This window comes from Enterococcus sp. JNUCC 77 (genome assembly GCF_054819945.1).
The window spans coordinates 846766-873295 of the sequence record NZ_JBTHIG010000002.1 but is presented as its reverse complement, the minus strand read 5'-3'; the positions used below and the strand labels follow the sequence as shown (position 1 = coordinate 873295).

Here is a 26530-nt window from a genome sequence, read left to right as displayed (position 1 = left end):
AAGCTGGTTTATATGACTGAAGAAAATAATTTCGATGAGACGAAAATTTATGATCCGCAAGCCTTTCAAGAACAATTAGAAAAAGCTCAGCAAAGTGAAAAAACAAATTCTCGTGCTGCTCGTCGACAAAAAGAGGAAAAAGCCCCCACCAATTCAAAAAAAACACAAAAACCAACTTCAGCCCAAGGACAAATGGTCCAAAGTACTGCTTGGTTGACGTTTGGAAATATTACATCGCGCTTACTTGGTGCAGTTTATATGATTCCTTGGATCATTTGGCTAGGGTCTGACGCAGATGTCGCCAACGCGCTATTTTCTAAAGGCTATAATATTTATGCTTTATTCTTAATGATATCAACTGCCGGAATTCCTGCTGCGGTAGCTAAACAAACCGCTCGTTATAATTCCATGAATGAATATAAATTAAGTCGTGATTTACTTTTTTACACTTTGCGCTTAATGATGGTCGCGGGTGTTATCTGTACCTTACTGATGTATTTTGGAGCACCGATATTAGCTGAAGGAAATCAAGATTTGATTCCAGTGATGCGCTCTTTGAGTGTTGTCTTACTGATTTTTCCTTCAATGAGTGTTTTACGAGGATTTTTCCAAGGCAATAGCAACATGAAACCCTATGCGTTATCACAAATTGTTGAACAAATTGCTCGGGTAGTCTATCTGTTAGCTGCAACATACCTAATCATGAAAATCGGTAGTGGTGACTATCGTTCAGCTGTTGTCCAATCAACCTTCGCTGCTTTTATCGGGGTTATTTGCGCTTTTGCTGTTTTACTTTATAGTTTATTTAAAAATCGTCGGGCTTATCGTCAAGAAATTTTAGAGAGTGACAATAAAATTTCTTTTTCCGGTCGTCAATTGGTTTGGCAAATGGTTTTACAAGCGGTTCCTTTTATTGTTATCGGTAGTGGAACGAGTATCTTTAAAATCATTGACCAATACACTTTTGAAAATACAATGGCTCTGTTTACCAATTATTCTCCACGAGAACTAACTAGTTTATTTGCATTAGTATCTGCCAATCCAGATAAATTATCGATGGTAGTAATTGCTTTGGGTACAGCATTAGCTACAGCTGGTCTACCTTTAATTACAGAAAAATTTACCCAAAAAGATAAAGCGGGACTGTCTCATTTAGTTTCGAATAATCTACAGTTATTTTTCTTTGTTATGGCGCCGGCAACCTTAGGGATGATTGTCTTATCGTATCCACTAAATACACTATTTTATTGGCCGGATCAGCTAGGTTCAAATTTATTAATTGCTTCTTGTATCTCGGGAATTTTAATGGGGCTTTTCATCGTTACTTCAACGATGCTTCAAGGAATGGATGGCAACAAAGTAACCATGCGTTTATTAGGAATTGCCGTCTTAGTTAAACTAATCACGCAAGTACCGTTAATCTTCTTATTTAAATCCTACGGTCCGTTAATTGCAACTTTTGTTGGTTTATTGGTGGGAAATATGTTTATTATCGACCAAATCCATGTCCGCAGTCAATTTGATTTTAAAGCGACTGCCAAAGGTGTGATAAAAACTTTCGGAATGGCTTTAATCATGGCGGTTGTAGCATTTGTCGTTCGTTTTGGTTTAAGCTTAGTTTTAAGTTCAGATTCCAAAGTTCAATCGATGATTATTATTTTGATTACCGCAGCAGTAGGTGCCTTGGTTTATATCTTATTGGCTTTAAAAACACGGACAGCCGATCAATTATTAGGTAGCCGTGTGGCAGGAATTAGACGTCGGCTAGGAATGAAATAAAAAATGGACAGAAACGAAAATCATTTGATTTTTGTCTCTGTCTATTTTTTTGATTATCTATAAAAATTATTTCCCATAAAATGCTACAAGCTCATATTTCCAGCCAAGTCCCACAACCCAATCACGCTCAGTCCCATTCTGACTGTAATGATGATTGAAGGCAAATTGATTTGGATTGTACAGACGATACAAAGTCAAGAAGTCCATTTCATCCGGGTGCGCCTCACTTAATGGCAAATCGAGCTTTTAGCAGCAGTTAAAGGATGCTTTTTACTACTTTTGACTCCTATTTTTCCCTTCTCTGCCAGCCATACGCAACAGATTAAAAAATCCACGACATCGGTAAATTCTACATGCTTCCCTTTTTAAATAATAACTTTTCAAAATGTCGTGGATTTAAAAATCTATTGAGTAGTATTGAGTCGAGAATTTTTTTAAATGTACCAATCATTTACGTGACATAAAAACTAATAAAAAAATATCAACCGTGACAATTAGGATTCATTTATAAAAAAAGACCGTCAAGAATTAGAATTTCATCTAATCTTGGCGGTCATTTCGCTATTTTTATTCTGGTGATGGCACTTCCACATAGTGAGGTTCCACACCGATTACTTTTAAATATTTCAAAAATTCTTGGAAATTAATTACAATCGTAGCCGTATTTACGTTGGGATGAAAACCTATATTTTTGTTACGATCGATACTTTCATCAATCACTAATTTAATTTTATGTTCTTTATCTTTATATAGTGCCAATGGCGAGACAGATCCTGGCGTCAAATCCAATAATTCTAATAGTCTGTCTGCTGAAGCAAAAGAAAGATTTTTTTCGTCTAACTTTTTCGTTAACGCTTTAAGATTTACTCGTTTTTCTCCTGGACAAATGACAAAATAATAGTTTTCTTTTTTCTTCGCTTTTAGCAGTAAGTTTTTTACTTCGGTCCCATCAGGAATATCAAAATCAATCTCATCCACCGTAAATACTGCTTGGTGTTCAATCACATCGTAAGTTATTCCGTTTGAATCCAACAAATCGTAGACTTCTTGTTCTTTCCCCATACCAACACTTCCTTTTTTTCTTTCTATTGTAGCAAAAAAGCAGCAATTTAACAGATAAATCTGTCAATTACTGCTTAAAATATTAAACTTTTTCTGAAATTTTCACATAGCTTAATGCTTGCATCAAATCCTCAACTAAATCTTCCGTATCTTCAATCCCGACAGATAGACGTAATAGACCATCGGTAACGCCTTGTTTTTCTCGTTCTTCCTTCGGTACACAAGCATGACTCATGGTGACAGGATAAGATAGAATCGATTCTACACCGCCAAGACTTACAGCAGCGATCGGAATTTTTAAATGATCCGCAAAAGTATAAACGGCTTCTTGATTTTCTAATTCAAAGGACATTACTGCTCCGCCACTCGTTGCTTGGTGTTTTTGAATTTCATAGCCTGGATGACTCTTTAAGCCTGGATAATGAACTTTTTTAACAGCCGGATGATTTTCTAATACTTCGGCAATTTTTTCTGCGCTGGATACACTTTGATTCATGCGAATTCCTAAAGTTTTCATACCTCGCATAATTAACCAACAGTCTTCAACACTTAAAATACCACCTAAAACCTTTTGTTGTAGGACAATTTGGTTCGCAAATTCTTCATCGTTTGTGATGACTAACCCAGCGACAACATCAGAATGACCGTTAATAAATTTAGTTGCAGAGTGAATCACGACATCGACACCTAAAGCCAATGGTTTTTGGAATTGTGGCGTCATAAAAGTATTGTCAATAATCGTCATTAAGTGATGATCTTTCGCGATGGCTACAACACCATGAATATCAGTCACACTTAATAATGGATTTGATGGGGTTTCTAAATAAAGGGCCCGCGTGTTTGGTCGAATGGCATGTTCCCATTCAGCTAAGTCTGTTTCATCGACAAAGGTAACTTCAATGCCGAAACGATTCATCACTTCGTTGACTAATTGGAACGTCCCACCGTAGATACTTTTGCACATCACAATGTGATCACCTTGACTGAAACTTAGTAAGACAGCTGAAATGGCCGCCATACCAGATGCATATGCTGTCGCAAAACGTCCATCTTCAATCGCCGCAATCCCTTCTTCTAAAGCGTGTCGAGTTGGGTTGCCAAAGCGTGAATAAGTATAAGGTTGACTATCTCTAATAGATTCTTGTTTAAATGTTGAACATTGGTAAATCGGTATTGAAGATGCTCCCGTAGTTTCATCGAATACTGGGTAGCCGTGGATGTATTTTGTATTGTCTTTCATGATTATTCCCCCTCAGATGGATTGTAACACCTTTGTAAACGTTTTATCTGAATTGTGGAGGAGTCTTCATGAGAATTTTATTTATTTTTCAGTTTATTTCGCCACTTTTTAATGGATAAAAAATAAAATAATGCAGCCGATTGCAATTAGTAAAGAAAAATTCACTAAAGTAAAAATTTTAATGAAACTTTTTTGTTGTTCTGGAGTGTACAATTTAATGATGTTTAAACCAATTAAATTGGCTAAGGAAGCAATCAACGTGCCTAAACCGCCAACGTTTACACCGAGGATTAAAGCTTGATGGTACTGGGTAAATGGCGCCATTAAGAAGGCTGCCGGCACATTTGAAATCACTTGACTCAGAGCGATAGCGATTAAGTAAACTCGTTTTGCTGATGATAAAAGTTGGGCTAAAATATCCCTCACAACTGCTGCTTCAGCGATGTTTCCTACAATTATAAAAAAACAGACAAAAGTGAGTAATAGCAAATAATCGACCCGCTTTAATAAGTCTTTTTGATAGCAAAATACCACTAAAATCAATCCAATAACCGTCCACAGATCCGGTAACAGACCTAAAACGACCAAAATCATGGCACCCATCAAAAGACTAAACAGTAAAACACCCTTTTTATCAATCGTATCATTTTCAGCAACAATTTTAGGCAATGTTTCTTTGGGGATTCGCAAAGTTAGTAAAAATAAAAAAAGACAACTAAGCGCTAATAATCCAGCCATCCATAATAAAAACTGCCCTAATGGCACATGGTAATAATGATATAAATACAAATTCTGCGGATTACCAAATGGGAAAAAACTACTACCCAAGTTCGCCGCAACAACAATCAAAACAGCGCCAAAAATACCGCCTTTAAAGTGCTTCAGTTCAATATATAATTTCAAATAAATCGGTAGCAAAGTCAAAACGGCAACATCATTAGTTAAAAACATTGAGCCAACTAATGACAATAAAACTAATAATTGAATTAGTTGACGATTACTATTTGAATAATCTAACAATTTTTCAGCAAAAAAACGTAAAACACCTAACACTTCAAAGCCTTGAATCACCAACATTAAGCCAAACAAGGTCAAAATAACTTTCCAATCAACAAAGTTCAGACTGAAACGACCGATGAAACTGGCGATTATTGCTAATAAAAATGCCCCACTAAACAAACAATTTTGCTTAATAAATCCCAGTACTTTCCCCACATTCATCCCTCCGCCATTATCATAACTAAAAAAAGACTTGATGAATAGCAAAAGTTCATCAAGTCAAAAATAATTGGATTAATAAAAATCATTCTCTGGTTTTTCTTCATAATAGCTGGCCAAATCATAGGGCGAAAAGAATCCTAGATCTGTTACCACAGCGCCAATTAGTTCTGGTGGCGTTACGTCAAAAGATGGGTAAATCGCTTTTACACCAGCTAAAGTATGTTTAATACCATTTAATTCTAGCACTTGTTGCGGATCCCGCATTTCAATTTTGATATCATGATGATCTTTTTTATCTTCATCTGGAATCCCCGTTACAAAGTAAGGAATACCAAACCGATTAGCTAAAATAGCAATCTGATAAGTACCAACTTTATTAGCAATATGCCCATCTAAGGCAATCGTATCAGCAGCTGATGTAAACAAATCGATTTTCTCGTGAGTCATTAGGTAAGCAATCATATTATCAGAAATAACTGTGGTATCGAAGCCTAGCTCGGCGCAACAAGAAGCCGTTAAACGAGCACCTTGTAAATAGGGGCGTGTTTCTGCACAGTAGAATTTCAAGTTTTTTCCTGTATTTTTAGCGGCTCTTAACAACATACCGACAATCGTTTCACCGTAACATTGGGTTAAAACAGTTCCGTTATTGGGAATTTTTTTAATTAAATGCTCTGCCACTTTGTTCATCGTGAAATAGCGACGATTTAGTGAGTCAATCGTTTGCTGGAAAATTGCTTCAGTCGGATCTTGACCTTCAGCTAAAGTTTGTTTGGCTAACTCTAATGCTTTTTCGGTAATAATCCGCATGCGATTCGCAGTTGTTGGTCTGGCGTTGGCAATTGTTTCGCTGGCCTTTTTCAAAAAAGCGATTCTTTCTTCATCTGTCAGTTCTTGACTTTGAAAACTTGCTAGAGCCATTCCCATTCCAGCCGCAGTGTAAGGTCCAGCACTTTGTGTCACCATGTCAGTGATGGCTTGTGCGATATCTTGATAAGTTTGACAAGTAACAAAATTAATTTCTCGTGGATATACTCGCCTATCTAAAATTTTAACTACACCATTCTCATACCACGCAACATTTTCATATTGTAATAAAGTCGGCATACCGTTATCTTGTCGTTTCATCTTTTTCCCTCTTTGTAAAGATTGCACTGATTTCTTGTCCATGAGTAATTTTATCACGGTTCATAATTAAATCAGTAGCAAACTGAATTAAAATTCTTTCTGCTGGAATTCTAGCCTTTTCTGGTAATAAACTCAATTCTTTTACCTTAGTATCACCCACGACGCGACGAATGATTTCGGTACCGGCGTAACCTAAACTGTCTGCCATCACTTCAGCCAAATATTGTTCCTTGAAACCTGGTAAAAGATACATCGGTAGTTTTACCTGATCATCGTAAGTATTTGCTATTTTTTCAAAGGTCAAATCAAAGACTTTTTCAATTGATTGCGTCAACCAATGATCAAAATCTTGATCAAAATGACCATCCATCTGATTTAAAATCAGCGGAAAGACTAAATGTGCCAATACATTACCAATGTCATAGCCCATCGGTCCATAAAAAGCAAACTCAGGATCAATTACTTTAATACCTGTATGATTAATAAAAATCGAACCCGTATGCAAATCACCATGAATCAGTGCCTGGCTATTATTCATAAATTGATTTCGTAAGTATGCAACTTCAACCTGCAATGCATCGTTTTGATACAAGTTTTCCATCACAAAATCTTCGTTACCTGCTGTGATAATATTCCGCTTTTTATAATCCCAATAAGGTTCAGTTAAGACCAAATCTTCAGAGATATCACTCATTTCGATATTGGTAAAAGCTTTCACCCGCTGTTTTTTCTCATCTCGTGCTAAGACCAAATCGGTGGTCGGCAACAAAACTTCAGCTAAAAACTGACTGATCTCTTGGCTAAATTTAGGAAATATGTTTTTTTCAATCATTTGATAACGCATATTTTGATAATCTGAGATATCTTCCATCGTCAAAGCTGCCATTTTTTCGTGATAGTTGAAAACTGCTGGTACAAATTGTGGCGCCAACTCTCCTTGAATTTTTAAAATATCAGCTTCAATTCGATTGCGAGCTAAATCTAATGGGCGACCTGATGCTCTTAAAAACTTATCGGCCTGCTTCACCACAACTGTTTTTTTAGTTGCTTGATCTATTACTTGATGAACATAGTTAATATTGCCATCGCCAATTTCAGCAACCTCTAAAGTTTTTTTATCAGGAAAAAGTTGCAATTCACTGACAACGAAATCTTTAATGGCTTCATCATCCATCAAAAAATGTGCTTGATAATTTGTCATTTTCAGCCTCCAAAAAAAGTTCTTTTTAAAAATATACGCTCCCAGACAACTTTAGTCAATTTATGCAAAAAAAGCCAGCTGCTAACCAGCTGGCTTTTACTATTTTAATGACGGACTTTTCTAATACCAAAGACCGCTAGCCCCAAAATGAATACGCCAGCAACCGTTAAGAAAACGTTGTTTCTTGTGCCAGTTTTTGGTAATTCAGCCTGAGTAGTCGCTGGTTTAGCTGTTGTTGCAAGATTTTTCACTTCTTCAGTTTTCTTTGGACCGTTATCATAAGGTGCATTACCTTCAGAAGAATCTTGAATCCACCAAGCTACACCAGAAAAGACACTAGAACCACCACCAAATTGTTTCATGTCTATTCCTGAATCTGCCAAATAATTTAAAATATGGATCCATTCAGTTTTCGATAGATTTTTCAGAGAGAAAAAGGTGTTTTCTGGATAAAGTACTTGAACATAATCGTATAACTGATCGACATTTGCCAATAATTCATTGATTGTTTGATATTGATTAGGATTGAAAGTTAAAGCTTTTTCGGCCGCCTCCCAAGAAATCACATGGTCTTTATAAACCATTCGTAATACTCTGACATAGCCGCCCATATCCATTCCAGTAACATCTTGATTGTAACGTTCAAATAATTTCATAGCATTTGCCAACTGTTCATCAGAATAACCAGCTAATTCTTTAGCATCAATCGGATAAGCTGAATCGGTTAATAATTCTCGAATGTAAGCTGGTGTATAATCTTCCACATCTTTAACATCATCTTTTTTAGCATTTTCTTCACTAGAAGTGGTAGATGATTCAGATTTTTCCGATTGCGCAGATTGAGTCGTTTCTTCGATCTGCTCTTTTACTGCATCAGTCGCAGTTGAATCAGTCGTTGCTGTTTTTTCTTTTTCAAGACTATTGCTACTGCTAGTTTCACTATTTATTTCATCTTTGTCTGTAACAATTGCACCATATCCTTTTTGCTCCTGTTGAATGCTAGAATTAGTAACAGATTCTGTAGTATCAGCCATTGCAGCTACGGGAAATGCCAAACTCAATACACAAACTAAAAAAATTTTTTTCATCGTGATCACCTCTTGTAATGTTTTTGTAATATAATTGTAACATAGATAATATATTTGTAAAGTAGTTTTTGCAAAAAAATAGAGATGAAGTTTTTCGCTTCATCTCTTATGCTTATAGTTTTGAAAATTCTTTTTTTGGTTGACCATAGTTGGCAAATTTTTCTTGTGTAATCGCAATATCTTCTGGGCTTAATAATACAGGCCGACCAATTGATTGGGCACGGATTTTTAATTTTGCCAAAAATTCAATATCTTTTGCGACAGAAAAAGCTTCACTGCAACTGTTTCCCACTGCTAAAACGCCATGATTTCCTAGTAAAATGCCTTTATTATTTCCCATCACCCGATAAGCTTCTTCAGCTAAAGCTTGTGTGCCAAACGTTTGGTAGCCACTACATCGCACGCGATCTCCTACAGAAGCAATAATATAATGGAACGGTTCAATATCCTGTTGCAAACAAGCAACCGCCGTCGCATAATCTGAATGGGTATGAACGACACTTTTTATTTCAGGATTATTTTGATAAAAAATAGCATGCATATGATACTCACTAGATGGCTTACAGTCTCCTTCTAAAACATTGCCAAAAAGATCCATCAATACGATATCCTCTATTTTTGTCTCATTATAGGCAATCCCACTAGGGGTAATTAACATCGCTGCTTCGTCTGGCACAACAATTGACAGATTACCGCCAGTACCAGTGGTCAATCCTTCAGTCATCATTTTTTTACCAAAATCGACCAACTGCTGTCGCTGCTTCATGTAACGCATCATTTTCAAAACTCCATTCCTCTATATTATTCTCTCAATTAGAATATATGATAGCCTTGTTTTTTAGTCAATTTGAGATGATAAGATAAAGAAAATGCGGTGAGAATTTACCCCAACTTCTTGAAAATCAAAATCGCTGGAATCATCAGAACGACAATAATCATTCCCCGTGCCAACATGATTTGCCACTCTACTGTAATTAATAAAATATCCAAAGAAATGTTATAGATTTCACTTAACTGCACAATACTACTAATGTCTGGATAACTCCGCTGATTTTCCCAACTTGAAATCGTTTGTCGCGTAACTTGTATTTTTTCAGCTAATTTTTCTTGGGTGAACTTTGCTTCCACACGCGCTTGTTTTAATCTGGTTCCAATTTCCATCTGATCGCTCCCTTCGATTGACAAAACCATAGCATTCGATTTTGTAGATTACTAGCTAAATCCCCTTACATCGGGCTTTCTCTGATGTAAAAATAGCTTTACATACAAAAAAGCGACGAGAAATCTCATCGCTTTACTGTTATTTCGTTTCTAAATCATGTAAAAATAGACCACTTAATAATTTTGGCTCAAACCATGTTGATTTTGGAGGCATGATTTTTCCAGCGTCTGCCACTGCTAGTAAATCAGACATAGCTGTCGGATACATTGAAAAAGCCAACTGAAACTCACCAGCATCAACTAGTTTTTCTAGCTCATCCGTTCCACGAATCCCACCAACAAAATCAATTCGTTTATCAGTCCGAATGTCTTGAATGTCAAAAATTTCTTGAAACACATGGGCTTGTAAATACGCAACATCTAAGCCTTCCACTGGATCGTCTGCAACTAATTCTGTTTTGATGGTCAAAGTATACCAATCTTGTCCATCATAGTAGGAAATATCGCCAGCTTGTACTGGTTTTTTTACGCCGTTTTTAGTGACTGTAAAATATTGCTCAATCGTTGACCAGAAATTTTCTGGTGGAGCAACCTTTAAAACACGATTGTATTCTAAAATAGCTAATTCATCATCTGGAAAGATAATTGATAAGAAGCGTTCACTTTCAGGTGAATTTTTTCCCTGAGCTCTTTTTTCCAAACCAATTTTTACAGCTGATTCGGTCCGATGATGCCCATCTGCGATATATAATGCCTCAACTTCTTTAAAATCATTTTTTAGTTTTTCAATCGTGGCAGGATCGTCAATTTGCCAAACCTTATGATTCACATCATGGAAACTGGTAAAATCATAAATCGGTGTGTGATTAGCTTGCCAATCTTTTAATAAGTCTTGAATGTCAGCTTTTTGACGATAACTTAAGAAAATCGGGCTAGTATTCGCATCGGTGGCACGGATATGGTTCATGCGATCAATTTCTTTTTCATGACGGGTAAATTCATGTTTTTTTATTTTACCAGAAGTATAATCATCGATAGCTGTAGCAGCAACAATCCCAGTTTGACTACGACCATTCATAGTCAGCTGATACAAATAAAAATAATCTTGCTGGTCTTTTTTCAACCACTCTTTGGTTAAAAAATCAGCTAAATTGTCAGCGGCCTTTTGATAAACTTTTTCATCATAGGGCGACAAATTTTCAGGCAAATCAATTTCAGCTTTATCAATATGAAAATAACTATAAGGATTATCTTTAGCCAATTCTCTAGCTTCATTAGAATTTAAGACGTCATAAGGTAAACACGCTACCTGATCCGCTAACTTTTCAGCTGGACGAATGGCTTTAAAAGGTTCGACTCTGACCATTATAAAACCACTCCTTCTTGCTTGATTGTCCGTACGTGGACGATACCAGGATGTTCTTTTAATTTTTTCTCAATCGCTTCGATTTTCGCTTCGTCCTGTTCATCGACATCCACTAAAGTATAAGCAAAATCATCTTTCCCGCGATTCACCATATTATCAATGTTAACATCCAAATCAGCAATGTCAGAAGCAATTAAGCCTAACATATTAGGTACGTTTTTATTGACTACAGTAATCCGGTAAGGTGATTCAAAAGCCATTTCAACATTAGGAAAATTGACTGAACGTTTGATAATACCTGTTTCTAAGAAGCGTTTCAACGTTCGCGCTGCCATCTTGGCACAGTTGATTTCAGCTTCTTCAGTTGATGCACCTAAATGGGGCAGCACGGTAATTTTTTCATGATGTAATAATTTTTCTTCTGCAAAATCAGTCGTAAATCCAGCAATCCGGTCTTCGTTAACTGCATCTAAAATCGCATCAGTATCAATAATTTCGCCACGAGCAAAGTTATATAAATGTGCTGTTTCTTTCATTTGAGCAATTTCTTGAGCGCCGATCATATGGCGAGTGTTTTCGTTTAAAGGCACGTGGACAGTGATAAAATCACAATTTGCCAACACTTCTTTAATACTTTGTGCCCGTTTCACTCTTCTTGAAATGCTCCAAGCTGTATCAACTGACACATAAGGATCATAACCGGTAACTTCCATTCCTAAGCGATAAGCATCATTAGCCACCATTGCCCCGATTGCTCCTAAACCAATTACGCCTAATTTTTTTCCTTCTAATTCGTGACCAGCAAATTGTTTTTTATTTGCTTCGGCTTGTTCTTCAACATCAGATCCACTTAGTGTTTGAATCCATTCAATCCCTTTTACCATTGGACGAACTGAAAGTAATAGAGACGCAATCACTAATTCTTTGACGGCATTGGCATTGGCACCCGGTGTGTTAAAAACTACGATTCCTTTTTCGGTACATTCTTTAACGGGAATGTTATTAGTACCAGCTCCAGCGCGAGCAATCGCCACAACTGAATCGGGAAAATCATAATCGTGTAACTTTTTACTTCTTAAAATAATCCCCTCTGGTTTTTCACAATCGTTGATTCCATAATTTTCTTTTTCAAAACGCTCCAGACCTTCTGAAGCAATCGCATTAAATGTTTGAATATGATACATCTATTTCCCTCCGTTTTCAGCTTCGAATTTTTCCATAAATGTCACAAGTTCATTGACACCTTCTACCGGAAAAGCATTGTATAAGCTTGCCCGCATACCACCGACTGAGCGATGACCTTTTAGATTTTCAAAGCCATAAGCTAAGGCTTCTTGATTGAATTTTTTATCCAATTCATCATTACCAGTCACAAAAGGAATATTGGTTAATGAGCGGCTGTCAGCGCGAACTGGACTCTTAAATAATTCTGATGCTTCAATCGCATCATATAAAAGTTTTGATTTGGCTTGATCTTGGGCAGTGATACCAGCAACGCCACCTTGTTCTTGTAACCATTCAAAAACCAATTTGGCAACATAAATAGCGTACGTCGGAGGTGTATTATATAATGAATCATTTTTAGCTAATAAAGTATAATCTAACATCGGCGCTGAGATATCACTTTCACCTAATAAATCATCACGGATAATGACCACCGTTAATCCTGCAGGCCCAATATTTTTTTGCGCACCAGCATAAATCACGCCAAAATCTTCTACATTGTAATCATTAGCCAATATATTTGATGACATATCAGCTACAACTGGTACTTTGCCAAAATTAGGAATACTTTGGTAAGCTGTACCTTCAATTGTATTATTGGTGGTAATGTGCACATAAGCTGCATCCTGATCTACATTTGCAGGTATTTCGGGAATATAAGTAAAGTTTTGATCTTCTGATGAAGCAATTACTTCAACTGTAACATTGTCTAATGCTTCAGCAGCTTGAATCGCTTTTTTAGACCAAGAACCTGTATTTACATAAAGAGCTTTTTTATTTTGAGCGAAATTCAAAGGGATTTTCGTAAATTGTAAGCTTGCTCCCCCTTGTAAAAATAAAACTTGGTAATTTTCTGGAATTTTCATTAAATCTCGCAACAAATTTTCAGCATCATCGATAATAGCTTGAAACCAGGAGGACCGATGACTCAACTCCATCACCGACATACCACTACCTTTGAAATCCAACATTTCGGATTGGGCAGTTTCCAGTACGGGTTTTGGTAAAACAGCTGGGCCAGCAGAAAAATTATAAATTGTCATAATCTCTTTCACTCCTTCTTTAATGTGATTAGAATTATAACAGAAGTACTTAAATGATAAAAGACTAATTTAAATTTAATTTTTCTTTACAAAAAAAAGCCTGGTCCATCACCAAGCTTAATTTCTTCCTAAATTTTTCTTTCGAAAAGTCCATCCAGCTAATATAACTGAGATTAAACTAATCATCAGACACCAAACAATACTCCAATAAAAATCACTCAACTCAACTTTTCCGGTTAATATGGCCATATTATGGCTAGCTAAACTTAAGGGATTGCCTGATTTGAATGCGGGCCAAAAATTTAAGATCAACATCACACCCAAACTCAGTAATAAAACAAACAAACTATTCCATTTGCTGAACATGGTCGAGCCTAACAACAAAATACTAATCAATAAAATGCCAAATAACCAAATTGCTAGAACACTGGGAAATAAATTTTTAACTAATTCAGTGGAAAAATAATATACCGTATATCCCCATGAAATTAAAAAATTCAGAGTGATTGCAACTGTCCATAAAATAATCAGAAACAGGTATTTTCCGATTAAGACACTTCCTCTTTTCAACCCTTTGGTTACTAACGGAATCAATTTACTACTACCAATTTCTTTAGACATCACATCACCAAAACTTAAAATAAAGACGATTAAACCCATTTGCGTCAGATTTTTAAAAAATTGAGTCCAAGCATCAAGTGCTGTTGGTTCTGGTAAATTAATTTGCATATTGGCGGGCATGGCAGTTTTCATAATTTCTGGCATCAATTTTGCCAATAAAGGATTCATGATCCCTAATATCGCAAACACCAATAAAATAATGATTAGCTTTTTCGTACGATAGGCTTCAATACTCTCTTTTTTTAGCCAAATAAATGTTTGTCTAATCATTTTTAACCACCTCCAAAAATACATCTTCTAAGGTAGGTGCCATTAAATCCATCTTTTGCGGTAAAATCCCGTTGTTAGACAAACTGCTTAACAATTGTTCTTTCGTTTTTTCAGAGATTAATGGAATGGTTAATGATTTTTTTGCTTGTTGAAATATTATTTGATTCAACTGAAGTTTTTCTGCAATTGTATTTGCTTCATGTTCAGTAGCAAATACTAACTGATAATTAGTACTCGAAAATTGTTGTTTGAGCTTTTGAATATCACCAGTTAGGACTATTTTGCCTTTATCTAAAATGGCTACTTGCTGACAAATTTTTTCCACATCACTTAATATATGAGTTGAAAAAATAACAGTTGTATCTTGTAAATTACCTAGAATTTCTAATATTTTTTTTCGTCCTAACGGATCTAATGCTGAAGTCGGTTCATCACAAATCAAAATTTTAGGCCGATTCAGTAATGCTTGGGCTAGTCCTAAACGTTGTTTCATACCACGAGAAAAGCCACTTATTGGGTGATTATCTACTAAATCCACCAAGGCTAAGGTCTGAGCGATTCGTCGTTTTAATTCTCTACTTTTAATACCCGTGATTTTCCCACAAAGTTTTAAATACTCTGGAGCCGTTAAATAATCATAAAACTCGGGAACATCTGGTAAATAACCAATTTCTTGATTGCTTTGGTTTTGCCCAAAATGAACTTTCTTGCCAAAGATCTCAATCTTACCACCGTCATTTTTCATTAAACCTAAAATAATTTTCATGGTTGTCGTTTTACCAGCACCATTTTCCCCGACAAAACCAAAAACAGTTCCTTGAGGTATCGTCAAATCCATATGATCTAAGACTTTCTTGCCGTGAAATTGCTTGCTCAAATCACGGATTACCAAGCTATTCATTTTTCTCCTCTTTTCCAATCATAAAGTATATAATCGGACCGAAGATCGAAATAAATAAAACAACGATCCCCATAATAATCGGTTACCATAACGAAAACTTGGTTGCTTAACTACTTTAATCAAGGCAATTAAAGCAAGTAATAACTGCAAAATGAGCAGTGGAATTAAAAAAAGTAAATACTCATTTAGATTTGTCATTTTTTTCACCTCTTAACAAAATTTCTATGACAGCTTTAAATCGGGGTTGCTCCGCTAAGGATTCAAAACTTGAATTAGCAATAACTCCTTGAATCAAATCTTCTTTTACTAGCATCGTATCGCGTGGCGTCTGATCTCCCAGCAGTAAATCATCAAACCAAACATCCACTTTATTAAAGTATCCATTCCCTTTTAAATGAATAGGAAAATTCGTTTGTTCAAACAGTTCCGCAAATTTTTCTAGCTGATTTAAAGCTTTTTCTGGTTGTTCAGCTACGAACATTTGAGCCAAAGACAATCTCAACATCAATACAATCATGGGATGAAAGGTTTCAATCTTAAAAGTCTCTATTAATCCTTCAGCAAAGCCAATCGTCTGATTGATTCTCTCTTTAGACAAGTTAGGCAAAGACAAATAACTACCAAAAATATTTAATTGAATAATCAAATATTGGTACAAGGTAATTTGTAAAACACTTTCGGCTTCAGCAAAACGACTTTCCCTTTGCAATGCAGCCGCAATTATCATCTCATCGGCATTAATGGTAGGAGCTTTGCCACCAAATAATTCAAAAACTTTACTGGTTTCCCCTCTTTCTATCCAGATGCTACCTAACAACATTTTTGCCTGATTTTTGATGCTCAACTCATCCGTATTTTTAAAAACATGTAACAAATAGCTCAGACATTCCCCTTCAATTTCTGCTGAATCTTCATCTAATACACTTAAATGATTCATCAACAATGACGCCATCGAAAAGACAAAATCGTAACAAGACCAATAACGTTTTATCATTTGACGAATTCGTTGTAAAGTTTCCTTAGGTTTTTTTGATAGCTCTTTTTTTAAACGTCGGTAAATATTTTCGATCTCTTTTTTACTTAACTGAGAATAGCCTAGTAAATTATCAATTGATTGGTTGAAATACGAAGCAATCAACGGTAACAAGGTAATATCAGGATAACTTTGTCCGTTTTCCCATTTTGAAACACTGGCTTTGGTTACATTCAAAAATTCCGCTAATTGTTGCTGAGTAATTTGTTGCTCTTTTCGCAGCTCAAATATTTGTCGCCCGATTTGATTATCCATCTGAATCACTCCTCACTATAAGTATACGAAGAGTTTTTCAGTAAAACAATCGAGTAATTGTTAACTATTGCTTGAATTAGTCAACCAACACGATACTTTTGAACAAAAAAATTCCAGTGAAAGAATCTCACTGGAAGATAAGTCTTATTAAATTGAATCTTTAGCCGCTTGTAGAATTTCCATAACGATTTCTGAATGGGCTAATTGTTTATTAACTTCTGCCATGTCATGTTCACGAATCATTTTTTCAAAAGCCACAAATTCGTTATACATCCGATGCTGATGTGTATTAAAATTTTGAATTTCACCAGCAATTTCAACTTCAGGTACGGTATTAGTCGCACCTTCCACTCGTACATAACCCTTCGTTCCTTGAACCATCGAAGAAATTTTCCCACTAGAATCTTTGGCGCCAATACAAACTGCTTTGGTTTCACCATAATCCAGCAGCAAAATACCAGAAGTATCGATGTCTCGCTCGACATTGGCTAAATATTCCACCTTTTCTGGACGACCTAAAATACCGGCTACAAAATGAATGTTGTAAATATTTAAGTCCATCAAAGCACCACCACCCATATTGGGATCAAAGGCTGGTAAAATTTCACCTTGTTTAAACCGATCATAACGAGAAGAATACTGAGAATAGTTAGATTCGATGATTTTCAGATCACCTAAATCTTTGATACTGTCTTTAATAGCTTGATAATTTTCCAAATATTGATTGGTAATTGCTTCAACTAACACCAAGTCTTTTTCTGCAGCAAGATCTTTCAACTCTAAAAACTCTGCCAAAGTCAAAGTAAATGGTTTTTCACAAATGACATTTTTCCCAGCAATCAGAGCCTCTTTTGCCGTTTGAAAGTGCATATTATTAGGTAAAGCTACGTAAACTGTATCAATCTCAGGATCCTTCAAACTCTCGCCATAATCCGTATAAATTTTTTGAATATTGTTGTCAGCTTTAATTTTTTCCAACTTTTCAAGGCTGGCTGCTCGTCCAACTAGAGCTACTAATTCAGTATTTGGTAATTCTTGTGCCATTTCCAAAAAGGTATGCACAATCATCCCTGATCCAACAATTGCTAATTTCATGCTATTCAACCTCCTGTTTATTTTTAGCTAACATCTTTTCAATTCCAGTTTCCAAAATTTCAAGTTGGCTAATCGTTTCATGGTCTTTCACAATTTTATCAGCGCCATTAACAATAGACTGATAGACGCCTTCATAAATACGGCTGTAATCCCCCACCTCAGAGACAACTTTTTCTTCGTGGTATTGCCCTTGTTCATCCATATAAGTAAGGGTACCATAATGTTCAGGAAAATCTAAGCCGAAATCATCATTAGTCGGCATATAAAAATGTTTCAAATCTTCTTCCTGACGATCTTTTGTGACTTTTTCAAAGACACCTTTTTTGCCATATACAACAAAACTTGGGCGCTCCTTCAATCTAAAATAACTGGATTTCACAGAAACCTTCATCTTGCCATAAAATAAATCTAAGTCAAAATAATCATTCATCCGATTTGGTCCCAATAATTGACGAACATCATACGTAATATCATCCGGCTCACCGAAAAATGACAATACCTGATCAATTGTATGACAGCCATGACCATATAGATAACTATTAATCTGACTAAATGCCATTGTATTTTCTGGTACTTCAGGACGGAAATAATCATAATGCATTTCAACTTCTACTAAATCACCTAAAACACCACTTTTAATGACCTTTTGGACTGTTAAAAAATCAGAATCGAAACGTCGATTTTGATAACATTGTAAAAATAGATTCTTTTCTTCTGCTATTGCAAATAATTCTTTGGCTTGTTCAGAGGTTTCAGCAAAAGGTTTTTCTACCAATGCGTTTTTACCTGCTAATAAGACTTTCTTCGCCCAAGGATAATGTTGCTCACTAGGCGTCGCTACCACCACTAGATTAATTTCCGGATCATTAAAAATATCTTCTATCTCATTGGTATAATGAACACCTTCGATTTTTTCCCAAGAACTGTTATTATTACGCGAATAAATAGTCTTAACTTCCACGTGGGGATTTTTCAAGGCAAATGGTAGGTGATAACGATTGGTACTTTTCCCGTTTCCAATATAAGCGATTTTTAGCATGTGATGCCCTCCTTTATTTTCTTTGATTATAACTAGAAAAGGGACCCATCGGACTTTTTTTAAATATTTGGGTCAAAATGTGCAGGATTTTCTTGTGAATATTTTTAACTCTGAACATCTTGTTCAATAAAATAGTATACTTGTTTAAAAAGAGGAAAAATATGCTGATTCGCGAAATGAGAACAGAAGAATATTATTTATTGGAAGAATTTTTATACGAAGCTATCTTCCAGCGTAACCAAGAAGATTTGCTACCCAAAAATATAATCTATCAACCTGAATTATTTATCTACATTAAAGATTTTGGCAGCTTAAAAGATGACTATTGCTTATGCGCAGAACACAATGGGAAAATTGTTGCCGCAGTATGGGTAAGAATCATTTCTGGGTTTGATCAAATTAATAAAGATACCCCTGAATTTGCTATATCTGTACTCAAAGACTATCGAGGACTTGGGCTTGGCCGTAAATTGATGGCAGAGATGTTGCAATTACTGAAAGAAAAAGACTATAAAAATACTTCACTAGCAGTTCAAAAAGATAATTATGCTTTAAAAATGTACCAAAGCCTTGGCTTTCAAATTATTGACGAAAATGATGAAGAATATTTAATGATCTTTCATTTAAACAAATAAGGAAGCCAAACAATTTAGCTAGTTGGCTTCCTTATTTAATCCCTATTTCAAAACCATTGCCCCGCAATACACTAATAATAAAGCCATGATAATATTGGTTTGTTTATGGTATCTAATAAACAAATTTTGAAAGGCTGAACCAAAAATTGCCCAAGTACAAGTCCCCAAAAAACCTACTATCGCCAGTAATAAAATTCCTACAATAATATCAAATACTGAATATGCATTTGGAAGGACAAAAGATGTCATAGCTGTGATACCATAAATAATTACTTTCACATTGACCAACTGCATAACCATTCCAGTAAACAAACTACTAGGATTCAAAAATTGACGATTCTTCTTTTCTACTTTAGGTTTATCACGAAAACCGTAAATGCCAAAAAGAACATGTATAAAGCCCCTAATATTTTCATATAAGGTTCAATGATTGGAATGGAGTTATACATCACCGAAGTAAGCACCGCACATAATGTCATATCGATTAAAAATCCAAAGAAAATACCTAGACAAAAAATCAGACCTCTTTTTAAGCTATATTTAGCAGCATTCGCTAACGCCATGAAATTATTCGGCCCGGGAGTAAAAGCAGTTAAGAAAATATACGAAAAAAATGCAATTGAAAACATGAATCTTCTCCTCCTTATTCAAATATGATATAATGAACAAAATGTTCTATATAACAATTTGTTTCTTTTATAGTACATTTCGTTCTTTATAATGTCAACAAGGAGGAGAAATTTTGTCTGAAATAAATCAAACATTTGCTCAGAATCTAAAACTTTTTCGTGAAAAAAGAAATTTAAGCCTAGATAATGTTAGTGCTTTGACGGGCGTTAGTAAAAGTGTCTTAGCCCAAATTGAAAAAGGAACTGCCAATCCTACGATAAATACTGTCTGGAAAATTGCCAACGGATTGAAAATCTCTTTTACCGAATTAATGGCCGCACCTGAGGAAGAATATAAAATTGTGCGACAAAATGACATCCAGCCATTATTGGAAGATGATGGAAAATACCGTAACTTTCCCATCTTTCTTTTTGCCGATAGCCGAAACTTTGAAGTTTATACTATTGAACTTGAGCCTGGTGCTTTTTTAGCAGCTGATCCTCATCCAATTGGAACAGAAGAATTTATTACTGTTTTTTCTGGTAGTCTTCAAGTTACCTTTAATACCCATGAATTAACTATTTCGGAAAAGGAAAGTCTCCAGTTTAAAGCGGATCAAAAGCATTCTTACAAGAACCCTTCCCAAGAACTAACCGTAATAAATATGATTATTTGGTACGATAAAAAAGATTAAAAAAAAGATGGCCTTCATGCGCCATCTTTTTTCTGTATTTAATTGTACCAGCTATCCATCGTCTCTTCTTTATCTTTTAAATCTACTAAATGGGTTGTGTAATTTCTAGCATAACAGATACTATATAGCGTATTTAAGATGTATTCAAAAGCAATCTGAGAAGTAAAAGTGGCAACTTTAACATTTTTTTCTTCTCCGCTAGGAACTTCTATCATTTGTTGGGCTATTTTGGCTAAAGATGAATCTTTACGACTAGTCAATAATAAATGCTGAATATTTCGTTGCACCATTAATCCTAAAAATTTCTCATAGTCTGTTGATTCTCCACTGTAGCTAATGAAAATCGCATAATCATCCTTAGTTAAATTCAATGCCGCCCAATCATTTTCCCCATATTCATCGGCAATAATCAAGTAGCGATTAATTTTATTAAACTTATTTTGAAAGCTACGGGCCCGAATTTGAGAATCTCCGGTGGCAAATAAAAATATCCGTTTAGCTGACAACATTTTCTTAGCCACTTCTTCTAAACTATCAGACTGTAAGCTCGCCGCACTTCTTTGTAATGAGTGAACACTTAAATCCAACATTTTTTGAGCAATCTTTTCAGCATTGTCATAAGGATTAAAAGGAAAATTTGGATCAACAGGTTGCCCCAGGTAGCGATTAGCTGAAACTTCTTCGATTAGAGCCGTCTGAAAAGCTCGAAAACCACTATAACCAATTTTTTGTGTCAATCGAACAACTGCTGAATGGGAAGCATAAGCTTTTTGTGCCAATTCTTGCACACTTAATCTTGAGGTCTCACTTAAATGAGTCAAAATATAATCGGCTATCCGCTTTTCAGTTTCAGTAAAACTTTCCTTTTGGTATAAAATTTCGCTTATGGTCATTTTTTCACCCCATTTAATGATAACTGATGAACCAAAAAAAGAAAACAGCAGTCGTGTTGACTACTGTTTTCTAGGAAAATGACTAAGCTTTATTTGTTTTGTTAGCGTAAATTTGATACAAGATAATTGCTAAGGCTGAGAATCCTACAGGACCAGCGATCATCCATAATGTATCACGCACACCAGCACCTTCGATGATTGGTTGGAAGATTGTAAAGATATTCGCACCCAATACTAAAACAAAGATTACTACGGCTATTAAAACAGTCATACTTTGATTTTTATAAACTTCGAATGGACGATCCAAACCATCTTTTTTCTTGAATTTAGGGAATGCATAAATCAAGAATAGATATGGTAAGGTCATTGAAACGTTAGCCATTAAAGTCAAAATGTTATAGAAAGCTGATGGATCTGGCGTCGCAAATGATGCGATTAAGATAATGCCAACAACTAACGCACATTGTGTCCACATTGCAACAGATGGCATACCATTGTCATTTAATACAGTAAATTTTTTAGGCCACATTTCTTTTGGTGTACCCATGATTAAAGTTTTTAATGGTGAATACGTCAAAGTAAAGAAGGCTCCACTGTATGATAAGAACATCCCTAAACCAGCATAACGAGCAAACCAGTTACCAATACTCATAGCAGCACTATGGCTCATGCCAATTGCATCACCAAATGTGTAACCTAAGTTGTTCATCATGACATAAGTGATATTTCCTAAGTTTGTTGTATCACCTGATAAGGCATCATTCCAGTTTGCACTTACACCCCATAAGAAGATTGCAAGAGCGTAACCAATTGAAATAACTAAGGCAGAAAATACAACCGCTTTAGGAAAAGTTTTCTCAGGGTTACGCGTTTTATCAACCATACCCCCAACTGCTTCAATCCCACCAAAGGCGAAAATTGCGAACACCGCGAAACTTAACATCCCTGTACCACCTTGGTAACTAGGAATATGTGAATGCATGATGTTTGTGAAAGGTTGTGCCAATTGCCCTTTATTAGCAACTAAAATAATACCTGAAATTACGATTAACACAACATTCAAACTTGTTACCGCTAAACCACCTAAACTAGTTACCTTAACGATACCTTTAACCCCTTTAATAGAGACTAAAGTTACAATAACCATCCATAAACAAGCTAATAATCCCACTACTTGAGTTGAGTTTAAGCCAAAGATAGCTAATTTTTGTGTTTGGTCACTACCGGCAAATGTTGTTGTAAATGGAATCCATACTTTTGATGAAGTTGATACCATCCATACAACATAAGAAGCAAACCACATAAATGTTCCGATAAATGCGAAACGTGGTCCAACACTCACTTCTAACCATTTGTACATCCCAGTGTTCTCGCCTTTAATTGATGAACCAAATTCAGCCATCATTAAAGCGAATGGAATAAAGAACAGAATTGCTGCAGCTACGTAGAACACGATCGATCCATAACCCATCAAGTAGTAAGCTACCGGTCCATTAGCGAACCCGAAAACTGATGTGAAAATCATCATGACTAAGGCGCCCAGCTTCATGCCTTTTTCTTTATCCAATGAAATCACTCCTTAATTTTATTTGGGAAAAAATTATTCGTTATTAATCAAATAAATATAAAAATGACTATGTAAAATTCCCCCAACGTTAAATTTACACCTAAAAAAGACAAAATGCAATACTTTTTGAAAACCAAAAAAGTAGAATTTATAGTCGTTTTTGTTTTCAAATCAAGGAATATTAAAGTCAAAAATCCTAAATCGAGACATTTATAATAACAAAAAAAAATGAATTAAAATCATTTCGTTTTGACACCATAAATTAATTAAAATTTAATATAGTTGTATCTAGTTTTTCTATCGCTGTTATTTCCTGAGTTCTTTTGTCAGAATTTTCTATTTTTTGCAGAAAATTGATGGCGATTTCACCAAAATATCTCAAGTAAATCTTAAAAAAGTACAATATTTTTTCACATAAGTAATTAAAAATAATTGATCTTGCAAAGAACAATTCTGTAGTCATGTTTTTATTGGACAAAAAAAATTATCAATCCACCATCGTTATTTAATAAATTCGCCATATAATTATCACGAAAATAAGTGCTAATTAAACTTTATAGTTGACTTAAAGTGGACTTTAAGGTGTACATTTATTTCATTAATAAGGAGGGGTTCGATGATTCAATTACATTTAACGACACCTATGAGTAAAGAATACTTTGAAGGCATTCATTTACGGAAGAATGTTTTAGAGGATAAAATAGACTATTTTAAAGAACAAAAATACTTGACGATTATCGCCACTTATCATGATCAAGTAATTGGCAGCGCATCAATTCAAAGAGGCTTATTTTCCACTAGCAAGATTAGAAACATTGCTGTTTTGCCTGGAAAATGCGAAACAGTAATTGAAGAAAAACTACGTAATTATGCCAAAGAAGTGATTGAAAATCAACGAAAAAATAAAGCTAGCCTCAAGCAAAAGGCTAGCTAATATAATTAATTTGACAATCGTTGCCAAAAGTTTTTTTGATTCCGCCAAATCCAAAAAGCAGAGATAGCTGCCACCACTAAAAATAAAAGCAGGTTGACTATCATTAAGCCATTGGTAAAAATCATAATCATGGTATAAAGAGCAACGACAATAATCGCAGCGAACATAGTTCCAAATAACCGGAACATCAAGCGAAAACTACCACCACCACGACTAAATAATTGGCTGATATTGTTCCAACTTAAATTTAAATGTCGATAATCACCGGCAAAGGCACTTAATGAGAGTAAATAACTCCCTAAAAGACCGCCAACCAGTGTTGATACAATTAATACAAAAGTTAATTTAAAAACAACACCACTTAAAATCGTCACTAATCCTACCATTAAACACTGTAAAAACAATCCTAAGCGAAATTTTTCTTTTAAATATCCTTTTAATGAAATTGGTAATGAAGCGATAAATAAAAAATTCTCTCGATCCAATGAAATCATATTGGCTACAAAAGAACTTTGAGTGGTCATCATGGCTGCTAAAAATAAACCTACTAGAAAAAATACACCAAAGAAGTAATTAGGTAATTGGTCAAAAGCGATACCGCCATTCAAGGAAAAAGAAATAATAAAGACCACTGGCATAATCAAAGTCGCACTCATTACTTGCATTACCAAATTTGGATTTTTAAGTAATTGTAGATTATAGCTACGAATAATTTGAACTAGATTCCCTTGTTTTTTATGTTTACGGCTACTTCTAGGTGTGTCATTTGCAGATTGGCTCATCTGTTGATACAAACTTGGGACAACCATTTTCTTAAGTAAGATAAACAAAAGCAATAAAACAACTATGGTTCCGGCAATTGATAATAAACCATTCATAGAAAACGGTGTTGCTGCTACATAATAAAAGGGCATAAATATTGCCAATGCTGGACGATCGGCTACAGTCATTGAGCTGCTAGAATTCGTGGCATTAATCATGATGATCCCTGCCACTGAAATAATCATCGAAAAACCTAACATTAAACTGGTCAAAGTTTTTTTATGCTGTTGGAAAAATTTTGTTCTAGCAAATGCAAAGATTAAACTAGTACAAATGCCAAAAAGTAAGCAAAAGAAAATTACAAAGAGAAGAATTGACCAAACAACTGCTAAAACAATCGGTAACGAATTTAGACTACCTAAGAAAAATAAAATCAGTAACGGTAAAATAAAAGGCACGATCGTTAAACCAACGGCTAAAAATTTAGCAATGAAAATGGCTCCTTGGGAAATCGGCAGAGGTAAATAGTCCATTAAATCTCGGCTGTCAAAGAAGACATTAAAAATTGCCGATAAACCTTGTGTAAACCCGATTAATGCAAATAAAGCCATGTAGTAAGTGAAATTTCCCGGCATTTTGGCAAAATCGATAAAAATCATCATCAGACCATAAACAACTAAAAAAATCCCACCAGACATGATGTATCCCCACATCAGGCTTTTAACAACTTGTGCACCTTTTTTTCCCTTGTCTCGAGCTTGTTTGGTGGCTTTAGGATTGGTGTACAGAATATTGATGCCGACTAATTTTTGGATTAAACGTCTATTCATCCGTCGCCTCCCGTCCAGCCATTCCTAAATAAATTGTTTCCAAGCTTTCATTAGGATGCTGATCTAATAAATTTTTTACGGTTCCGTTATAAATCAGCTCACCTTTTTTTAAAATCGCCAATTCATCACACAATTGTTGCGCCGTATCTAAATTATGAGTAGAAAAAATGACGGTATTGCCCTTTTCCGCATGTTTCTTGATCATCCCTTTTAAATCAAAAGCCGCTTGAGGATCTAAACCTTGCATTGGTTCATCTAAAATCCAAATCGCTGGATCCGCTAAAAGAGCACCAATAATGACTGTTTTTTGGCGCATTCCGTGAGAGAAGCTCTCGATGGTTTCATTTTGATGACCCGTCATATCAAACAAAGCCATTAATTCTGTCAAAGATGAAGTATCGGTAATTTCATAAGCAGCCGCTATTAAATCCCAATATTCATTAGCAGTTAATTGTAAAAATAAATCTGGTGAATCTGGTACATAAGCAATTTTTCGTTTGATATCTAAACGGTTTTCTGGTAAAAGCTTGCCATCAAAATATATTTCTCCGCTTGTTGGCTCAATAATTGAAACCAAACTTTTAATTGTTGTACTTTTCCCTGCACCATTATGACCGAGAAAACCGTAAATTTTCCCCGCTGGTATTTCTAAGTTTAAATGGTCTAATGCAGTTTTATTTTCATATTTCTTGGTGACATTTTTTAGTTCAATCATTTTATAACCTCCTAAGTTAGCTTTTATTTTAGCCTAAAACAAGTAAAAAAACTGCTATATTTGGTATTTTTTTGTTTGATGATCAAAATTTATTCTCTTAAGTTGTTGATTTTGAATTTTCAAGAGACTATTTTTTTCGACTAGACTTTTTTTCTAAATTCACA

28 protein-coding genes are annotated in these 26530 nt (G+C 35.2%); 4 read left to right on the top strand and 24 right to left on the bottom strand.

Annotated features, from left to right (window positions below; translation table 11 throughout):
* Window positions 1–12 precede the first annotated feature (12 nt).
* Window positions 13–1779 carry a putative polysaccharide biosynthesis protein gene (locus ACVWNY_RS17320; protein WP_438720594.1) on the top strand — a complete coding sequence of 589 codons (1767 nt, stop codon included), beginning with the start codon at window positions 13–15 and terminating at the stop codon, window positions 1777–1779.
* 66 nt (window positions 1780–1845) lie between these two features.
* Here ACVWNY_RS17320 and ACVWNY_RS17315 read toward each other — a convergent pair whose 3' ends face one another.
* The 18 genes from ACVWNY_RS17315 to ACVWNY_RS17230 form a co-directional block, all read right to left on the bottom strand.
* Window positions 1846–1986: a hypothetical protein gene (locus tag ACVWNY_RS17315; RefSeq protein WP_454072058.1), complete on the bottom strand. Its 141-nt coding sequence runs from the start codon at window positions 1984–1986 to the stop codon at window positions 1846–1848.
* A 360-nt stretch (window positions 1987–2346) separates the two neighbouring features.
* Entirely contained in the window at window positions 2347–2841 is a 495-nt protein-coding gene (locus ACVWNY_RS17310; RefSeq protein ID WP_438720598.1) for a YbaK/EbsC family protein, read from the bottom strand.
* 82 nt (window positions 2842–2923) lie between these two features.
* Window positions 2924–4081 carry a trans-sulfuration enzyme family protein gene (locus ACVWNY_RS17305; RefSeq protein ID WP_438720600.1) on the bottom strand — a complete coding sequence of 386 codons (1158 nt, stop codon included), beginning with the start codon at window positions 4079–4081 and terminating at the stop codon, window positions 2924–2926.
* 108 nt (window positions 4082–4189) lie between these two features.
* Window positions 4190–5302, bottom strand: a complete 1113-nt coding sequence (locus tag ACVWNY_RS17300) for an SLC13 family permease (protein WP_454072057.1) — start codon at window positions 5300–5302, stop codon at window positions 4190–4192.
* A 72-nt stretch (window positions 5303–5374) separates the two neighbouring features.
* Complete coding sequence (locus ACVWNY_RS17295; protein WP_454072056.1) at window positions 5375–6430, bottom strand: S-methyl-5-thioribose-1-phosphate isomerase; 1056 nt, start codon at window positions 6428–6430, stop codon at window positions 5375–5377.
* Window positions 6414–7631, bottom strand: coding sequence for an S-methyl-5-thioribose kinase (gene mtnK, locus ACVWNY_RS17290; protein WP_454072055.1), 1218 nt, complete (start codon window positions 7629–7631; stop codon window positions 6414–6416). Before mtnK ends, ACVWNY_RS17295 begins: the two co-directional genes overlap by 17 nt.
* A 104-nt stretch (window positions 7632–7735) precedes the next feature.
* On the bottom strand, window positions 7736–8719 hold the full coding sequence (locus ACVWNY_RS17285) for an LPXTG cell wall anchor domain-containing protein (RefSeq protein ID WP_454072054.1): 984 nt from the start codon (window positions 8717–8719) through the stop codon (window positions 7736–7738).
* Between the two features lie 112 nt (window positions 8720–8831).
* Window positions 8832–9497: a class II aldolase/adducin family protein gene (locus ACVWNY_RS17280; protein ID WP_454072053.1), complete on the bottom strand. Its 666-nt coding sequence runs from the start codon at window positions 9495–9497 to the stop codon at window positions 8832–8834.
* A 104-nt stretch (window positions 9498–9601) separates the two neighbouring features.
* Complete coding sequence (locus ACVWNY_RS17275; protein ID WP_438720612.1) at window positions 9602–9880, bottom strand: helix-turn-helix domain-containing protein; 279 nt, start codon at window positions 9878–9880, stop codon at window positions 9602–9604.
* A 139-nt stretch (window positions 9881–10019) separates the two neighbouring features.
* A complete protein-coding gene (locus ACVWNY_RS17270) occupies window positions 10020–11246 on the bottom strand; it encodes a DUF1015 domain-containing protein (protein WP_438720614.1) in 1227 nt (408 codons plus the stop codon).
* Window positions 11246–12430 carry a 3-phosphoglycerate dehydrogenase family protein gene (locus ACVWNY_RS17265; RefSeq protein WP_438720616.1) on the bottom strand — a complete coding sequence of 395 codons (1185 nt, stop codon included), beginning with the start codon at window positions 12428–12430 and terminating at the stop codon, window positions 11246–11248. The genes ACVWNY_RS17270 and ACVWNY_RS17265 overlap by 1 nt, the downstream gene beginning before the upstream one ends.
* The gene (serC, locus tag ACVWNY_RS17260) at window positions 12431–13513 is read right to left on the bottom strand and encodes a 3-phosphoserine/phosphohydroxythreonine transaminase (RefSeq protein WP_454072052.1); all 1083 of its coding nucleotides are present in this window, start codon (window positions 13511–13513) and stop codon (window positions 12431–12433) included.
* Window positions 13514–13630: 117 nt separating this feature from the next.
* Window positions 13631–14404, bottom strand: coding sequence for an ABC transporter permease (locus ACVWNY_RS17255; protein WP_454072051.1), 774 nt, complete (start codon window positions 14402–14404; stop codon window positions 13631–13633).
* Window positions 14397–15305: an ABC transporter ATP-binding protein gene (locus ACVWNY_RS17250; RefSeq protein ID WP_454072050.1), complete on the bottom strand. Its 909-nt coding sequence runs from the start codon at window positions 15303–15305 to the stop codon at window positions 14397–14399. The genes ACVWNY_RS17255 and ACVWNY_RS17250 overlap by 8 nt, the downstream gene beginning before the upstream one ends.
* An 18-nt stretch (window positions 15306–15323) precedes the next feature.
* Window positions 15324–15503, bottom strand: a complete 180-nt coding sequence (locus tag ACVWNY_RS17245; RefSeq protein ID WP_454072049.1) for a hypothetical protein — start codon at window positions 15501–15503, stop codon at window positions 15324–15326.
* Window positions 15487–16593 carry a helix-turn-helix transcriptional regulator gene (locus ACVWNY_RS17240; protein ID WP_218325820.1) on the bottom strand — a complete coding sequence of 369 codons (1107 nt, stop codon included), beginning with the start codon at window positions 16591–16593 and terminating at the stop codon, window positions 15487–15489. Before ACVWNY_RS17240 ends, ACVWNY_RS17245 begins: the two co-directional genes overlap by 17 nt.
* A gap of 147 nt (window positions 16594–16740) precedes the next feature.
* Window positions 16741–17688 carry a Gfo/Idh/MocA family protein gene (locus ACVWNY_RS17235; RefSeq protein WP_454072048.1) on the bottom strand — a complete coding sequence of 316 codons (948 nt, stop codon included), beginning with the start codon at window positions 17686–17688 and terminating at the stop codon, window positions 16741–16743.
* A 1-nt stretch (window position 17689) separates the two neighbouring features.
* Window positions 17690–18727 carry a Gfo/Idh/MocA family oxidoreductase gene (locus ACVWNY_RS17230; protein WP_454072047.1) on the bottom strand — a complete coding sequence of 346 codons (1038 nt, stop codon included), beginning with the start codon at window positions 18725–18727 and terminating at the stop codon, window positions 17690–17692.
* Window positions 18728–18888: 161 nt separating this feature from the next.
* On the opposite strand from ACVWNY_RS17230, the gene ACVWNY_RS17225 reads away from it, so the two are divergent.
* Window positions 18889–19362: a GNAT family N-acetyltransferase gene (locus tag ACVWNY_RS17225; protein ID WP_218325817.1), complete on the top strand. Its 474-nt coding sequence runs from the start codon at window positions 18889–18891 to the stop codon at window positions 19360–19362.
* Between the two features lie 42 nt (window positions 19363–19404).
* Here ACVWNY_RS17225 and ACVWNY_RS17220 read toward each other — a convergent pair whose 3' ends face one another.
* Together ACVWNY_RS17220 and ACVWNY_RS17215 are read right to left on the bottom strand one after the other, a co-directional pair.
* Window positions 19405–19689: a LysE family translocator gene (locus ACVWNY_RS17220; protein WP_461211752.1), complete on the bottom strand. Its 285-nt coding sequence runs from the start codon at window positions 19687–19689 to the stop codon at window positions 19405–19407.
* A 20-nt stretch (window positions 19690–19709) separates the two neighbouring features.
* Window positions 19710–19991 carry a LysE family translocator gene (locus ACVWNY_RS17215; protein WP_454072045.1) on the bottom strand — a complete coding sequence of 94 codons (282 nt, stop codon included), beginning with the start codon at window positions 19989–19991 and terminating at the stop codon, window positions 19710–19712.
* A 113-nt stretch (window positions 19992–20104) separates the two neighbouring features.
* On the opposite strand from ACVWNY_RS17215, the gene ACVWNY_RS17210 reads away from it, so the two are divergent.
* The gene (locus ACVWNY_RS17210; RefSeq protein WP_218325815.1) at window positions 20105–20665 is read left to right on the top strand and encodes a helix-turn-helix domain-containing protein; all 561 of its coding nucleotides are present in this window, start codon (window positions 20105–20107) and stop codon (window positions 20663–20665) included.
* Between the two features lie 38 nt (window positions 20666–20703).
* Here the strand turns inward: ACVWNY_RS17210 and ACVWNY_RS17205 are convergent, their stop codons facing one another.
* Complete coding sequence (locus ACVWNY_RS17205; RefSeq protein ID WP_218325814.1) at window positions 20704–21558, bottom strand: MurR/RpiR family transcriptional regulator; 855 nt, start codon at window positions 21556–21558, stop codon at window positions 20704–20706.
* An 82-nt stretch (window positions 21559–21640) separates the two neighbouring features.
* On the bottom strand, window positions 21641–23134 hold the full coding sequence (gene yjeM / locus ACVWNY_RS17200) for a glutamate/gamma-aminobutyrate family transporter YjeM (protein ID WP_343214711.1): 1494 nt from the start codon (window positions 23132–23134) through the stop codon (window positions 21641–21643).
* Between the two features lie 607 nt (window positions 23135–23741).
* On the opposite strand from yjeM, the gene ACVWNY_RS17195 reads away from it, so the two are divergent.
* Window positions 23742–24059, top strand: coding sequence for a hypothetical protein (locus ACVWNY_RS17195; RefSeq protein ID WP_218325813.1), 318 nt, complete (start codon window positions 23742–23744; stop codon window positions 24057–24059).
* A gap of 5 nt (window positions 24060–24064) precedes the next feature.
* Here ACVWNY_RS17195 and ACVWNY_RS17190 read toward each other — a convergent pair whose 3' ends face one another.
* Both ACVWNY_RS17190 and ACVWNY_RS17185 read right to left on the bottom strand, forming a co-directional pair.
* Entirely contained in the window at window positions 24065–25651 is a 1587-nt protein-coding gene (locus tag ACVWNY_RS17190; RefSeq protein ID WP_218325812.1) for an ABC transporter, read from the bottom strand.
* Window positions 25644–26366: an ABC transporter ATP-binding protein gene (locus tag ACVWNY_RS17185; RefSeq protein ID WP_438720633.1), complete on the bottom strand. Its 723-nt coding sequence runs from the start codon at window positions 26364–26366 to the stop codon at window positions 25644–25646. Before ACVWNY_RS17185 ends, ACVWNY_RS17190 begins: the two co-directional genes overlap by 8 nt.
* Window positions 26367–26530: the final 164 nt, after the last annotated feature.

Excerpts from the sequence above, each read along its gene's own strand:
- ACVWNY_RS17320 (WP_438720594.1), top strand. The coding sequence starts at position 13 with ATGACTGAAGAAAATAATTTCGATGAGACGAAAATTTATGATCCGCAA.
- ACVWNY_RS17315 (WP_454072058.1), bottom strand. The coding sequence starts at position 1,986 with ATGGACTTCTTGACTTTGTATCGTCTGTACAATCCAAATCAATTTGCC.
- ACVWNY_RS17310 (WP_438720598.1), bottom strand. The coding sequence starts at position 2,841 with ATGGGGAAAGAACAAGAAGTCTACGATTTGTTGGATTCAAACGGAATA.
- ACVWNY_RS17305 (WP_438720600.1), bottom strand. The coding sequence starts at position 4,081 with ATGAAAGACAATACAAAATACATCCACGGCTACCCAGTATTCGATGAA.
- ACVWNY_RS17300 (WP_454072057.1), bottom strand. The coding sequence starts at position 5,302 with ATGAATGTGGGGAAAGTACTGGGATTTATTAAGCAAAATTGTTTGTTT.
- ACVWNY_RS17295 (WP_454072056.1), bottom strand. The coding sequence starts at position 6,430 with ATGAAACGACAAGATAACGGTATGCCGACTTTATTACAATATGAAAAT.
- mtnK (WP_454072055.1), bottom strand. The coding sequence starts at position 7,631 with ATGACAAATTATCAAGCACATTTTTTGATGGATGATGAAGCCATTAAA.
- ACVWNY_RS17285 (WP_454072054.1), bottom strand. The coding sequence starts at position 8,719 with ATGAAAAAAATTTTTTTAGTTTGTGTATTGAGTTTGGCATTTCCCGTA.
- ACVWNY_RS17280 (WP_454072053.1), bottom strand. The coding sequence starts at position 9,497 with ATGATGCGTTACATGAAGCAGCGACAGCAGTTGGTCGATTTTGGTAAA.
- ACVWNY_RS17275 (WP_438720612.1), bottom strand. The coding sequence starts at position 9,880 with ATGGAAATTGGAACCAGATTAAAACAAGCGCGTGTGGAAGCAAAGTTC.
- ACVWNY_RS17270 (WP_438720614.1), bottom strand. The coding sequence starts at position 11,246 with ATGGTCAGAGTCGAACCTTTTAAAGCCATTCGTCCAGCTGAAAAGTTA.
- ACVWNY_RS17265 (WP_438720616.1), bottom strand. The coding sequence starts at position 12,430 with ATGTATCATATTCAAACATTTAATGCGATTGCTTCAGAAGGTCTGGAG.
- serC (WP_454072052.1), bottom strand. The coding sequence starts at position 13,513 with ATGACAATTTATAATTTTTCTGCTGGCCCAGCTGTTTTACCAAAACCC.
- ACVWNY_RS17255 (WP_454072051.1), bottom strand. The coding sequence starts at position 14,404 with ATGATTAGACAAACATTTATTTGGCTAAAAAAAGAGAGTATTGAAGCC.
- ACVWNY_RS17250 (WP_454072050.1), bottom strand. The coding sequence starts at position 15,305 with ATGAATAGCTTGGTAATCCGTGATTTGAGCAAGCAATTTCACGGCAAG.
- ACVWNY_RS17245 (WP_454072049.1), bottom strand. The coding sequence starts at position 15,503 with ATGACAAATCTAAATGAGTATTTACTTTTTTTAATTCCACTGCTCATT.
- ACVWNY_RS17240 (WP_218325820.1), bottom strand. The coding sequence starts at position 16,593 with ATGGATAATCAAATCGGGCGACAAATATTTGAGCTGCGAAAAGAGCAA.
- ACVWNY_RS17235 (WP_454072048.1), bottom strand. The coding sequence starts at position 17,688 with ATGAAATTAGCAATTGTTGGATCAGGGATGATTGTGCATACCTTTTTG.
- ACVWNY_RS17230 (WP_454072047.1), bottom strand. The coding sequence starts at position 18,727 with ATGCTAAAAATCGCTTATATTGGAAACGGGAAAAGTACCAATCGTTAT.
- ACVWNY_RS17225 (WP_218325817.1), top strand. The coding sequence starts at position 18,889 with ATGCTGATTCGCGAAATGAGAACAGAAGAATATTATTTATTGGAAGAA.
- ACVWNY_RS17215 (WP_454072045.1), bottom strand. The coding sequence starts at position 19,991 with ATGTTTTCAATTGCATTTTTTTCGTATATTTTCTTAACTGCTTTTACT.
- ACVWNY_RS17205 (WP_218325814.1), bottom strand. The coding sequence starts at position 21,558 with ATGACCATAAGCGAAATTTTATACCAAAAGGAAAGTTTTACTGAAACT.
- ACVWNY_RS17195 (WP_218325813.1), top strand. The coding sequence starts at position 23,742 with ATGATTCAATTACATTTAACGACACCTATGAGTAAAGAATACTTTGAA.
- ACVWNY_RS17190 (WP_218325812.1), bottom strand. The coding sequence starts at position 25,651 with ATGAATAGACGTTTAATCCAAAAATTAGTCGGCATCAATATTCTGTAC.
- ACVWNY_RS17185 (WP_438720633.1), bottom strand. The coding sequence starts at position 26,366 with ATGATTGAACTAAAAAATGTCACCAAGAAATATGAAAATAAAACTGCA.